This window comes from Cupriavidus sp. U2 (assembly GCF_009663685.2).
In the GTDB taxonomy this organism is placed as follows: Bacteria; Pseudomonadota; Gammaproteobacteria; order Burkholderiales; family Burkholderiaceae; genus Cupriavidus; species Cupriavidus necator_C.
This window is the reverse complement of the sequence record NZ_RCOG02000011.1, coordinates 134,212-147,394: the sequence shown is the minus strand read 5'-3', so window position 1 is coordinate 147,394 and position 13,183 is coordinate 134,212. Positions and strand designations below refer to the sequence as shown.

Sequence of the window (13,183 nt, the reverse complement as noted above, 5' to 3'; positions counted from 1 at the left end):
GGGAAACGGTCTTGTGCATGCCAGGCGGGGGGGCGGCCGCTGGATTATCCCAATAGACGGCGCGGAATCCCGCGGACGACCGCCATTTTCAAGGCGCCCCGGTTATTCTGACAAAATTGTAATGCTCCGCGATTAAGAGAAAACCCTCGAATGACAAATAGACGTTAAAAGATCACCTATAAATAGAGCCTACGTGTTGCGAACTGGTGTCACGCATCACGCCTCCGCCCGCCTGTGCTAGCCTGCGGGCTTTTTTTTGTCCATTTTCCGGCCATGAATGCATCGCAATGATTAATGGCCGATTTTTCATTGGCCCTGGTAATGAATAAGGATTCCGGGGTGGTGAAAACCCTCTCCCCGCTTTCGCTTGACTATGTTGGTATATCACATACCTTGTATCTGTCGCGTTGCGGATTACGCGAACATTACGTTGAACATTACGGCGAACATTACATTTTTGTCATCCACAAATGTCGGTGAACATTACAAACCTGTCATTCATTCGGGTATTTTCGATATCGAGGAGATTTCAGATGAAAAGCGAATAGCCAGTCGGTGAATTACCCGGAAACCAAGGCTGGACAAGGGTTCTGGCGCGCATTCGGTACCAACTCGTGGTTCGAGCAATGGCGGTCCTGCGCAAATGGGTTTCACACGCGAAACCGGAAGACCAAAACAACAAGAACGATGAAACAGGAGACACGCAAATGCAGGCGACCATATTACGGTTCGGGCGCACGGTGCCCGTGTATCGAACCGCATCCCCATACATTGCAGACCACACCACGACAACAGGGAGCGCGCAATGACTCACGCACCGACCGGGGCCCTGCGCCCCAATCCACAGGTTTCCGAAAGCAAACGCTGGTTCCAGTTGCTGGTAGGCGTAGTCTGCATGATCGCTACGGCGAATATCCAGTACGCCTGGACGCTATTCGTGCCCGAGATTCAGGACACCTTTGGCTGGTCTCGCGCCAATATCCAGATTGCCTTTACGATTTTCGTGCTGGTACAGACCTGGCTGGCACCGATCGAGGGGTATTTCATCGATAAATTCGGGCCGCGCCTGATGGTGGCGTTTGGCGCGCTGTTCATCGGGTTTGCCTGGGTGATCAATTCGCAGGCCACCACGCTGATGGGCTTCTACGTGGGCGCCGCCGTGGGCGGGCTGGGTGTGGGTTCGATCTACGCCACCTGCATCAACAACGCGATCAAGTGGTTCCCGGACCGTCGCGGGCTGGCCGTGGGCCTGACGGCCGGCGGCTACGGAGCCGGTTCGGCGGCCACCATCCTGCCGATCGCCGCGATGATCGAATCGCAGGGCTTCCAGCACACGTTCCTGTTTTTCGGCATCCTGCAGGGCGCGCTGGCGTTCATGGCCGCCTGGTTCCTGCGTGCGCCGCAGGCCAGCGAGGTGAAGGCATCGAGCAAGATCTACCAGTCCACGCGCGACTACACGCTGCGCGAGGCGCTGGCCACCAGGCTGTTCTGGCTGATGCTGGTCATGTTCGTGCTGGTGGTCACCGGCGGCATGATGGCCGTGGCGCAACTGGGCGTGATCGCCAAGGATCTGGGCGTCAAGGAGTTCAAGGTTGACCTTTACTTCTTCACGATGGCCGCGCTGCCGCTGGCGCTGATGCTCGACCGCGTGATGAACGGCATTTCGCGGCCGCTGTTCGGCTGGATCTCGGACAACATCGGCCGGGAGAAGACGATGGTCATCGCGTTCTCGCTGGAAGGGATCGGGATCATCGCGCTGGGCTACTTCGGCAGCAATCCGTACGCGTTCCTGATCCTGTCGGGCGTGGTGTTCCTGGCGTGGGGCGAGGTCTACTCGCTGTTCTCCGCGCTGGCCGGCGATGCGTTCGGCACCAAGCACATCGGCAAGATCTACGGCGTGCTCTACACGGCCAAGGGGATTGGCGCGCTGTTCGTGCCGATCGGCAATCTGATGATGGAGGCCACCGGCACATGGTCGACGGTGCTCTATACCGTGGCCACCATGGATCTGCTGGCCGCGTTCCTGGCGTTCACGGTGCTGAGGCCGGTGTTCGCGAACCATGTGGCCGCATCGAAACGGGCCTTTGCCGGCGAGCGGGGCGGGACGCAGGTGCCAGCCTGACGTAACGTTCAGGCCGGGAAGGCGCCGCGGCTCGCGTCTTCCCGATGGCACGGCGGGGCCCGGGGCAGGGCGGGACAGGAGGGCGGGACAGGACGGAGCAGGGCGGCATTGCCCCGCCATGCATCTATAATCCGGCATGACTTCTTCAGCCCCTACCCCATTTGCCACGCTGCCGCTGTCCGCGGCCATGCAGGCTACGCTTGTCCAGCTTGGCTACGACGCCATGACGCCGATCCAGGCTGCCAGCCTGCCGCTCGCGCTGGCTGGCCACGACCTGATCGCCCAGGCGCGTACCGGAAGCGGCAAGACCGCCGCTTTCGGGCTTGCCCTGCTGCACCGGCTGGACCCGCGGTCCTTCGACGTACAGGCGCTGGTGCTTTGCCCCACGCGCGAACTGGCCGACCAGGTCACCCAGGAAATCCGTCGCCTGGCCCGCGCCGAGGACAACGTCAAGGTGCTGACGCTCTGCGGGGGATCGCCGATCCGGCCGCAGGTGGAAAGCCTGGTGCACGGCGCCCACGTGATTGTCGGCACGCCGGGCCGGATCATCGACCACCTGGATCGCGGCAGCCTGAATCTCGACACGATCAACACGCTGGTGCTCGATGAAGCCGACCGCATGCTCGACATGGGCTTTCATGACGACATCGCGTTCATTGCCAGCCACGCGCCGAAGAACCGGCAGACGCTGCTGTTCTCGGCCACGTATCCGGACGCCATCGACAAGCTCGCCCATCGCTTTCTGCGCCAGCCGAAGACCGTGAAGGTAGCGGAGTCGCACGACGCCGGCACCATCACGCAGCGGTTCTACGAAGTGGAAAACAGCGAGCGGCTCAATGCCGTTGGCCTGTTGCTCGACCATTTCCGCCCGGCAACCACGCTTGCGTTCTGCAATACGAAGGCGCGTTGCCGCGATCTGGCCGATTTGCTACACGCGCAGGGTTACGCCGCGCTCGAGCTGCATGGCGACCTGGACCAGCGCGAGCGCGATCAGGTGCTGGTGCAGTTTGCCAACCGGAGCTGCTCGGTGCTGGTGGCCACTGACGTGGCCGCACGCGGGCTCGACATCGCGCAACTGGAAGCCGTGATCAACGTGGACGTCACACCGGACCCCGAGGTGCACGTGCACCGCGTGGGCCGCACCGGGCGTGCCGGCGAGGCAGGCATGGCATTCAGCCTGGTCAGCCTGGACGAAATGGGCCGCGTGGGCAATATCGAACAGCATCAGGGCGGCGAGTTCGAGTGGCACCCGCTGTCCGAACTGACGCCCGCAGGCGGCGGACGGTTGCTGCCGCCGATGGTCACGCTGCAGATGCTGGGCGGCCGCAAGGAGAAGATCCGGGCCGGCGATATCCTTGGCGCGCTGACCGGCGAGGCCGGCTTCACAAAGGAGCAGGTCGGCAAGATCAGTGTGATGGAGATGTCCACCTACATCGCCGTGGACCGCGCCATCGGCCGCGAGGCAGTGAAGCGGCTCAACGAGGGCAAGGTCAAGGGCCGCAAGGTGAAGGTCAGGATGCTGACGACCGGGCAGCGCTAAGCCATTGCCGTAGCGATGCCGGTCGCGGCCGGCCAGACGAAGAAGGGGCGCCTTGGCGCCCCTTCTTCATGAACCTCAAGCCAGTTCCTGCTCCGGCACCGCCGCAACCTGTCTGGCCGCGGGCTGCCGGCTCGCGGTCAGCCGCCGGTAGCGTCCCAGCGCCCACAGCGGAAAGTACGCGGTATAGCCGTGGTACTTCAGGTGGAAGATGCGCGGGAAACCGGGGGCATTGTGATAAGGGTGGGTCCAGAAGCCGTCCTGGCCCTGCGCCTCCACCAGCCAGGCCACGCCCCGCCTGACCGAATCCGATTCGTGCTCGCCCAGCGCCAGCTGGCCCAGCAGCGCCCACGCCGTATGCTCGGCGGTGCTGCCCGCGTCGTGCGTGCCTGCCAGTTCCGGGTGCAGGTAGCTGTCGTTGGTCTCGCCCCAGCCGCCGTCGGCGTTCTGCTTGCCGCGCAGCCAGTCCACCGCACGGCGCATCATCGGCAGCTTGCGGTCCACGCCCGCCAGCGCCAGGCCGGCCAGCACGCTCCACGTGCCATAGATATAGTTGGTGCCCCAGCGGCCCCACCAGCTGCCGTCGGCCTGCTGCGTCTGGCGCAGATATCCTATGCAGCGTTCACGCGCGCTGGCGTCCTGCGGGCGGTTGGTCACGCCCATGGCCAGCAGCATGCGGCCGGACACGTCTTCGGTAGGCGGGTCGAGCAGGGCGCCATGATCGGCGAACGGAATCGCATTCAGGTAGTCGCGGTCGCAGTTGGCGTCGAACGCGCCAAAGCCGCCGTTCTTCGACTGCAGCCCGATCGACCAGTCCAGCGCGCGCTCCACGTGCGGCCGGAAGCGTTCGGCCTGGCCGGTGCGCTTGCCGTGGGCGTGCAGCATGGCCAGCACCACGGCGGTATCGTCGATGTCCGGGTAGTAAGGGTTCTCGTACTGGAACGCCCAGCCGCCCGGCGGCGTGGCCGGCGCGGCGTTGTGCTGCCAGTCGCCCACCAGATCCAGCACCTGCCGTTCGGTCAGCCAGTCGTACCCGCGCGCGATGGCGGCCTTCGATTGCTCGGTGGCCGGTGCCTGCTCCAGCGCCATCAGGCTCCAGGCGGTATCCCACACCGGCGACAGGCAAGGCTGGCAGTACGAGACGCCGTCGTCACGGTGGACGATCAGCTTCTTCAGCGCGTCCATGCAGTCGCGGCGCATCGGATGGTCCTTGGCGTAGCCCATCAGCACCATCATTTCGTAGGCGTAGACCATCGGCGGGAAGATGCCGCCGAAGCCGTCCTCGCCGTTCATCCGTTCCTCGCTCCACTGCACGGCGCGCTGGATGGCCTTGCGGCGCAGCGCGCGCGGGATCAGCGGCTCCACGTGGCGTACCACGCGGTCGAGCTTCAGGAACAGGCCCTGCAGGCCGGGCTTGCGCGGAAAGTACTCGGTCTCCTGCTCGGGCGGCGTCACGAACAGTTCCTGCACGCGGATGCCGAGCGGGTTCTTCGCCTGCGCGCGCATCGAGCACAGCACCAGCAGCGGCACCATGGTCGTGCGGGCCCAGTAGGCCACCTTGTCCATATGGATCGGGGCCCAGCGGGGGAACAGCACGAACTCCACCGGCATGAACGGCGTGGCGCGCCAGGGCACTTCGCCAAACGTGGCCAGCAGGATGCGCGTGAACACGTTCGACCGGGCCGCGCCACCGCGCGCCAGGATGGCGTCGCGGGCACGCACCATGTGCGGGGCGTCGGGCGAATCGCCTGCGGCCTTCAGCGCGAAGTACGCCTTGACGCTGCACGACACATCGAGATCGCCGCCGTAGTACAGGTCCCAGGCGCCGTGCCGGTCCAGTCGCTGCAGCGCGCGCAGATACTTCGCCATGCGGGCTTGCAACGCCGTGTCGATCTCGTCGACAAAATGCATCATCAGGATGTATTCGGCCGTGATCGTGGCGTCGGATTCGAGTTCGAAACACCAGTGGCCGTCGGGGTGCTGCTTGTCCAGCAGCGCGTCGCGCGCGCGTGCCAGGACGGCATCGATATCGGATGCCGGAATATCTTGTGAAGTCATGCTTGTTCTGGTTCCGTGCAGGGCTGGGTCAGCTGTTCGAGATGGCCGACCAGCGCCGCGCGTTGGGCGGGATCGATGGTGCGATGGCCGAGCAGGTCGGCCAGCCAGAGGCCATCGGCGGCCAGCCGGCACAGCAGCAGACGCGTGGCGTCTTCGCACTGGGCCGCGTCACGCTGCAGCGACGCGGCTTCCCATTCCTGGTAGGGCATGCGGAATTCCGGGCGGGCCATGACGAGCATCATGGCGGCCTTCCAGAGTTCGCGTTCGCCCGCTTCGACAAAGCCGTCGGCCGACGCCCGCAGGTAGGCGCGCGTGTTGCGGCCATGCGGCTCGGCGTCGGATTCTGCCACCGTGGTCACCTGGCGCTTGAAATGGTCAAGCACCTCGCTGGACAGCGCCTGCAGCAGTTCCTGCTTGCTGGAGAAGTGATGCTGCAGCCCGCCCTTGGAGACACCGGCGCGGGCCGCCACGGCACTGAGCGTCACCGCGCCGATGCCTTCCTCGACCAGCAGGTCGATGGTGGCGGCGATCAGTCGATCGCGAATCAGTTGGGGTTGCTTGGGGCGGCGGTGAGCTTCACTCATGGCGCCGGAAGATACCATCCGGCCGGATTGTTTGCAAACCGATGCGTCGCCTGCGCCGCTTTTTGGGTGTCGCCATGTCTACATTTGTCTACATGAGAAGGCGTGCCTTCAATCCCGGGATTCCGAGCCGTTAGTGCGCTGCAGCATCGACTCGCGCTTCTGTATTGCCATGCCAAGTCAACTTTCGATTCGATTCCGCCTGAACGCGGCGCTGGCCGTGCTGGCTGCCCTGCTGACCCTGATCGGCACCATCGGCGTCTTCGGGATGCGCGCGTCCATCGCCGATATCCACGAGATCTACACCAACCAGTTGGCGTCGACGCGCCTTGTGGCGGCATCGCAGCTAAATGCCGCCGTGGTGCGGACCACGCTCGATCGCGCGGTGTTCCATCCCGACGCCGCCGATGTGCCGACCACCATCGACAAGGCGGTGGGCTACCGCGAGAAATCCGAGAAGGCGTGGAGCGCCTACCAGGCGCTGGCCAAGTCCGCCGACGAGAAGGCGCTGTCCGACAAGGTTGAAGCCCTGCGCGGCAAATTCTTCAAGGAAGGCGTGGAGCCGCTGATCTCAGCCTTGCGCGCCCACGACGCTGCCGCCATCGATCAACAGGTCATGGCGAAGATCCCGCCGATGTTCGTGGAACTGACCGCCGCCGTGAATGCGCTCGAACGCAACCAGAGCGACCAGGCGCAGGCCCTGTACGACAAGGCCACGGCGCGCTCGCAGCGATTCCTGTGGATGGTCACCGGCGCGATCGCGATCGGCATCGTCGGGGCGCTGCTTTGCGCCATTGGCCTGCGCCGTGCCATTTCGGAGCCGCTGGTACGCATGCTGGAAAGCTTTGGCCGGATTTCCCACGGCGACCTGACCGAACGCATTCGCGTGACCAGCCAGGACGAGATGGGCGACCTGACCCAGGGCCTGCGCCAGATGCAGTCGGGGCTGATCGATGCCATCCAGACCATGCGTGGCGGCAGCGATGCGATTGCCACGGCCACGCGCCAGATCGCGGCGGGCAACCTGGATCTGTCGCAGCGCACCGAGCAGCAGGCCAGCGCGCTGGAAGAAACTGCCGCCAGCATGGAACAGCTGACGGCCATCGTGCGGCAGAACGCCGAGAACGCCCAACAGGCCAACCAGCTGGCAGCGGCCGCTTCGGAAACCGCGTCGCGCGGCGGCGAAGACATGCGCAACGTGGTGGCCACGATGAGCGGCATCCAGCATGCGTCGCGCAAGATTGGCGAAATTACGGCGGTGATCGAAGGCATCGCGTTCCAGACCAACATCCTGGCCCTGAACGCCGCCGTGGAAGCGGCCCGCGCGGGCGAGCAGGGCCGTGGCTTTGCCGTGGTGGCCGGCGAGGTGCGCGAACTGGCGCAACGGTCGGCAACGGCCGCCAAGGAAATCGTCCAGTTGATCAACGACACCGTGAGCCAGGTGGAAGCCGGCACGCAGCAAGTGGACAAGGCCGGCACCACGATGCACGACCTGGTGCAGGCGGTGGGCCGCGTGACGTCGATCATGGGCGAGATCAGCACGGCGTCGCGCGAGCAGAGCGCCGGCATCGACCAGGTGGGCAAGGCCGTCACGCAGATGGACCAGATGACGCAGCAGAACGCCGCGCTGGTGGAAGAGGCCGCCGCGGCGGCCAAGGCGCTGGAAGAGCAGGCCGATGTGCTGAAGGCGTCGGTGTCGTCGTTCCAGGTGCCGGCCGTCGTGTGAGTCGCTGGGCCCCTGCGCCCCGCTCAGGCGTCGGTCAGCGGGGCAAAACGCAAGCGCTCATCGTCCAGCCGCCCGTGGAACATCTCCGCCGGCCGCACCCACGGCGACGTGTTGTGCGGCCAGATATGCACGTAGACGGTCAGGATTTCGTCGTTTTCCGAGTGCCTGGCTTCAAAGATGCGCCGGTACAGGCCGCCCTTGTAGTGCCGGTGCGTGGCCAGCTTCAGCGCGTCGGCCTCGCTGGTGACCTGGTAGCGCGGCGTCTTGCCTTCGCCGAATTCACCCACCAGCGCAAAAGCCTGGCGGATGGCGTCGATGTCCGTGTCTTGCATGAGGAATTCCGGTTGGGTCGGCCTGGCCCGTTGCTGGCCCAGGCGGGGCCGGCATTCTACTCCGGGCAGGGCCGACGCTTCTCCGCAGCGCCCCGGACAGCATCACGGCGTGATGGCCACCTTGAGCACCCCGTCGCGCTGGTTGGCAAAGAGGTCATAGGCCGATTCGATATCGGCCAGCTTGTAGTGGTGGGTGACCAGCGGCGCCAGGTTCACCCGCTGGGTCTCGATCACGTTCATCAGGCGGCGCATGCGTTCCTTGCCGCCCGGGCACAGCGACGTGATGATCTTGTGGTCGCCCAGGCCGGCGGCGAACGGGCCCAGCGGGATGCGCAGGTCGGTGGAATAGACGCCCAGGCTGGACAGCGTGCCGCCGGGCTTCAGCACCCGCAGCGCCGCCTCGAAGGTGGCCTGCGTGCCCAGGGCCTCGATGGCGGCATCGACGCCCCGGCCGCCAGTCAGCCGCAGGATTTCATCGACGACATCGGTCTTGCGGAAATTGACGACTTCGTCGGCGCCCATATGGCGGGAGATCGCCAGGCGCTCGTCAATGCCATCGACGACGATGATTTTCGATGCCCCACGCAGCCGTGCGCCGGCCGTGGCGCACAGGCCGATCGGCCCTTGCGCGAAGACCGCCACGATATCGCCAATCTTGATATTGGCCTGTTCGGCACCTGCAAAGCCGGTGGACATGATGTCCGGGCACATCAGCACCTGCTCGTCGGTCAGCCCGTCGGGAATCGGTGCCAGGTTGGCCTGGGCATCGGGCACCAGCACGTATTCGGCCTGCGTGCCGTCGATGGTGTTGCCAAAGCGCCAGCCACCCATCGGCTTGTAGCCATGGCCGTGCGACTGGCCGTCCTGCGACGCGCAGCCGTCCTGGCAGGCGTACGAATAAAAGCTCGGACAAATCGCACCCGCAATCACGCGCTGGCCTTCCTGATAGCCGGTGACATTGCTGCCCAGCTTCTCGATCACGCCGACCGGCTCGTGTCCAATGGTCAGGCCCGGCTGCACCGGGTATTCGCCTTTGAGAATGTGGACGTCGGTGCCGCAGATCGTGGTGGTGGTGATTCGGATCAAGGCGTCGCCGGGACCGACGCTGGGAATGGGCTTTTCCTGAAGAGTGATCTTGCCGGGACCTTGAAAGACGGCAGCACGCATGGTGGGCATGGTTAAGCTCCTGAAGACTTCGGCGGAAGGGGCGGCCGGGGGGGGGGCGAACGGGCGCGCCGCTTTCAGTCTATTGCCACAGATTTGCGCCAGTGTTGATCAGAGTCGGAGAATGCAGACGTTGACCTGTGGCGCTTCTGGCGTGCGTGGCGTCGCTGGCTCTACCGCCCGCCGCGCTCGAGAATCTTGTACAGATGCGACCGCGATATCTGCAATTGCGCTGCCGCGCGTTTCTTGTTGCCGCCGTGGCGGGCGATGGCATCGAGCACCGCCGCATAGGCCAGCCCGCTCATGCCGCCGCCGGCGTCCGTCGGCGGCATGCCGAACGCCGCGCCATCGCTGACGGGGGCGCCGGACAACGGTGTGCCGAATGCAGGTGCCTCCGGCATATCCTGCGCCACAACCGTACCCCGCGCCGCGTCCCCCCGCGCAAAGTCGGCCACCTTCAGCGCGCGGCCATCGCAAAACACCAGCGCCTCTTCCACGCGTTGCCGTAGCTGTCGGACATTGCCCGGCCATGGCTGCCCGGCCAGATACCGCGCCACATCATGTTCGATCCGCGGCGCCGGCATGCCATTGCGCGTGCAGAAGGCTTCGACGAAATGCTGCAGCAGTGCCGGAATATCCTCGCGCCGTTGCCGGAGTGCGGGAATGCGCAGCACCACGCCGCTGAGCCGGTAATACAGGTCCAGGCGGAATCTTCCGGCGTCGATCAGTTCGGGGATATCGCGATTGGTGGCCGATACCAGGCGGAAATCCACCTTGCGGGCGCGTCCGCTGCCTAGCCGTTCGACCATGTGGTCTTCCAGCACGCGCAGCAGTTTTACCTGCATTTCCATCGGAATATCGGCCACTTCATCGAGGAATACCGTACCGCCGGCCGCCTGTTCGAGCTTGCCGGCCTGGCCCTGACGCTTGCTGCCGGTGAAGGCGCCGGGGGCGTGGCCGAACAGTTCGGACTCGATCAGCGTGGCGGGCAGGGCGGCCAGGTTCAGGCTGACCAGCGGGCGCTCGGCGGCGGGGTCGTCGTGGCCGGTGCCGTGGATGGCGCGTGCCACCAGTTCCTTGCCGGTGCCGCTTTCGCCCAGGATCAGCACGGGCACGTCCAGGCGGGCCACGGTCTGGATTTCCCGGCGCAGACGCTGCATCGGCGCGCTTTCGCCGATCAGGCCCATATTCGACTGGCGTTCGCGCAGGCCCTCCACTTCGCGCTGGTAGCGTGCCACCTCCGAACGCAGCGTCACCAGTTCCTTGTGCAGCCGCAGCAGTTCGTCCGGCCCCTTGAACATCACCTGGCCGATGGCGCCCACCACTTCGCCGTGCTGGCGGATCGGAATGCGGTTGACCACCCGGGTGGTGTGATTCAGCTGCTGCAGCTGGCCGATCTCGGCCTTGCCGCTGCTGACCACCTGCGGCAGCCGCGAGTTCGGAATCACCTCGGCCGCCGCACGCCCGATGCCCGCCCCCGGGGCCAGGCTCAGAAACTTCTCGTGGACCGGGCTGATATAGCGCACCAGCCCCGCGTGGTCGACCACAGTGATGGCCTGATAGGGATCGTTCAGGAAGTGGTCGAGTATGGCATCGGCAAACGGTACGGTGCCCAGGAAATCGAACAGCGTGGCCTGGGGGTCGGCGCGATGCAACAGGATCAGGTGCCAATCGGCGTCTTCGAGCGACAAGCCGATGTAGCGCGCCTGTCCGGCTTCCACCGGAAACAGCCGCCGGCCGCTTCCCGGATCGGCGTTTGCCCGGGCAACGCGCGCCGCGTGCGCCACGGCGGGATCGGCACAGACGCCGAAGGCCGCCACGGGGTCGCCATCGCCCTGGCATACCAGCGCGCCAAGGAACGCACCATCCGGAAGCGGATCGCGCTTGGCGACCGTCGCCTGTGTTGTCTCCGTGGACACGCTTGTCTCCTGTTGTGTCCTTGCTGCGGACACTTTGATGTATTTGTCACGGACATCTTAATGACGTCATACGGAATTCTCAATGTAATCAAGGCTGGGACAACTACCGGTAATCTGGCACGACTTGTGCGGAGTGTCTTCGCATCAACACCAGAAAGACAGTCGGAGACAGACACGTGAGTTGGCAGCCTGAAGTGGACGAACTTGCCTGGCGGCGGCGGCTGGCCGCCCGCATGGGCGGTGACAGCAAGGTGGAGCGCCACAAGGCGGCGGGCAAGCTGACGGTGCGCGAGCGGGTCGATGCGATTGCCGATCCGGGGTCGTTTCGCGAGGTGGGCGGCCTGAGTGGCAGCGGCCGCTATGACAGCAACGGTCGGCTGATCGACCTGATTCCGTCGAACCTCGTCATGGGCCGCGCGCAGGTGGACGGCCGTCCCGTGGTGCTGGTGGGCGATGATTTCACGGTGCGCGGCGGGGCCAACGACGGCGCGCCCGGCGACAAGCTGATCCATGCCGAAAAAATGGCCCACGACCTGCGGCTGCCGATGATCCGGCTGGTGGACGGCACGGGCGGCGGCGGCTCGGTGCGCAATATCGAGATCAAGGGCCACACGCTGATTCCAACCATGAAGGTCTGGCAGTACGTGGTGGAAAACATGGCCACTGTGCCCGTGGTGTCGCTGGCGCTGGGCTCGGTGGCCGGCATGGGCGCGGCGCGCGTGGCGGCCAGCCACTATTCGGTGATGGTCAAGGAGACCTCGCAACTGTTCAGCGAAGGGCCGCCGCTGGTGGCGCAAGCCGGTCAGGACATCGGCAAGAACGAGCTGGGCGGCAGCCAGATCCACACCCGCAATGGCGTGGTGGACGACGAGGTGGCCACCGAGCAGCAGGCCTTTGCGCGTGCCCGGCAGTTCCTGTCGTACCTGCCGGCCTCGGTGTATGACCTGCCGCCCCGGACCGACACCCGGGATAGCCCGTCGCGGCGCGACGACTGGCTGCTGGCGGCCATTCCGCGAGACACGCGTGCCTCGTACCAGATCCGGCCGATCCTGGAGACGCTGGTCGATGCCGGATCGTTTTTCGAGACCGGCACGCAGTGGGGAAGGGCCATCGTCACGGGGCTGGCCCGGCTCGATGGCTGGCCGGTGGCCGTGATCGCCAGCGACCCGGGCTGGTACGGCGGCAACTGGGATAGCGACACCGCCGAGAAATTCACCCGCTTTGTCGATCTGGCGCAGACCTTCCATCTGCCGGTCGTGCATCTGGTGGATACGGCGGGCTTCCAGGTCGGGCCGGAGGCCGAGCAGTCCGGGATCATGCGCTACGGCGTGCGGGCGCTGGCCGCCGTCTATCAGGCCACGGTGCCCTGGTGTTCGGTCATCGTTCGGCGCGCCTATGGCGTGGCGGCGGCCGGGCATCAGCACATGGGCCGGTTCAATTTCCGCTACGCGTGGCCGTCGGCCAACTGGGGGGCCTTGCCGATAGAGGGTGGCCTCGAAGTGGCTTACAAGGCCGAGATCGAGGGCGCGGACGACCCCGTGCAGAAGCGCGCCGAGATCGAACAGCGCGTGCGCAGCCTGACTTCACCGTTCCGTAGCGCCGAGGCGTTCGTCATCGAAGACATCATCGATCCGCGCGATACCCGCGCGCTGCTGTGCGAATTCGCCACCGTTGCCGCGCCGCTGCGCGAGCCCGGTGTCAGCCGCTTTGGCGTGCGGCCCTGAGCCGGGACCATCCGACACAA

At 65.4% G+C, this 13,183-nt stretch carries 9 protein-coding genes; 4 read left to right on the top strand and 5 right to left on the bottom strand.

Annotation, left to right across the window (positions count from 1 at the left end):
- Positions 1–805 precede the first annotated feature (805 nt).
- Both oxlT and dbpA read left to right on the top strand, forming a co-directional pair.
- Entirely contained in the window at positions 806–2,122 is a 1,317-nt protein-coding gene (gene oxlT, locus D9X30_RS09620) for an oxalate/formate MFS antiporter (RefSeq protein ID WP_153948496.1), read from the top strand.
- A 136-nt stretch (positions 2,123–2,258) separates the two neighbouring features.
- Positions 2,259–3,662 (top strand): ATP-dependent RNA helicase DbpA, encoded by a 1,404-nt coding sequence (gene dbpA, locus D9X30_RS09615; protein ID WP_153948495.1) that lies wholly within the window; start codon positions 2,259–2,261, stop codon positions 3,660–3,662.
- A gap of 75 nt (positions 3,663–3,737) precedes the next feature.
- On the opposite strand, the gene shc is transcribed toward dbpA, so the two are convergent.
- A complete protein-coding gene (shc, locus tag D9X30_RS09610) occupies positions 3,738–5,717 on the bottom strand; it encodes a squalene--hopene cyclase (protein ID WP_153948494.1) in 1,980 nt (659 codons plus the stop codon).
- A complete protein-coding gene (locus D9X30_RS09605) occupies positions 5,714–6,301 on the bottom strand; it encodes a TetR/AcrR family transcriptional regulator (RefSeq protein ID WP_153948493.1) in 588 nt (195 codons plus the stop codon). Before D9X30_RS09605 ends, shc begins: the two co-directional genes overlap by 4 nt.
- Positions 6,302–6,470: 169 nt before the next feature.
- On the opposite strand from D9X30_RS09605, the gene D9X30_RS09600 reads away from it, so the two are divergent.
- Complete coding sequence (locus D9X30_RS09600; protein WP_153948492.1) at positions 6,471–8,024, top strand: methyl-accepting chemotaxis protein; 1,554 nt, start codon at positions 6,471–6,473, stop codon at positions 8,022–8,024.
- 23 nt (positions 8,025–8,047) lie between these two features.
- On the opposite strand, the gene D9X30_RS09595 is transcribed toward D9X30_RS09600, so the two are convergent.
- From D9X30_RS09595 to D9X30_RS09585, 3 genes are all read right to left on the bottom strand, one after another.
- Positions 8,048–8,311 carry a DUF1653 domain-containing protein gene (locus D9X30_RS09595; RefSeq protein WP_249640932.1) on the bottom strand — a complete coding sequence of 88 codons (264 nt, stop codon included), beginning with the start codon at positions 8,309–8,311 and terminating at the stop codon, positions 8,048–8,050.
- Between the two features lie 147 nt (positions 8,312–8,458).
- A complete protein-coding gene (locus tag D9X30_RS09590) occupies positions 8,459–9,532 on the bottom strand; it encodes an NAD(P)-dependent alcohol dehydrogenase (RefSeq protein WP_153948490.1) in 1,074 nt (357 codons plus the stop codon).
- 161 nt (positions 9,533–9,693) lie between these two features.
- The gene (locus tag D9X30_RS09585) at positions 9,694–11,439 is read right to left on the bottom strand and encodes a sigma-54 interaction domain-containing protein (protein ID WP_502799622.1); all 1,746 of its coding nucleotides are present in this window, start codon (positions 11,437–11,439) and stop codon (positions 9,694–9,696) included.
- Positions 11,440–11,615: 176 nt separating this feature from the next.
- Between D9X30_RS09585 and D9X30_RS09580 the strand changes: the two genes are divergently transcribed.
- The gene (locus tag D9X30_RS09580) at positions 11,616–13,163 is read left to right on the top strand and encodes an acyl-CoA carboxylase subunit beta (protein WP_249640926.1); all 1,548 of its coding nucleotides are present in this window, start codon (positions 11,616–11,618) and stop codon (positions 13,161–13,163) included.
- Positions 13,164–13,183 lie beyond the last annotated feature (20 nt).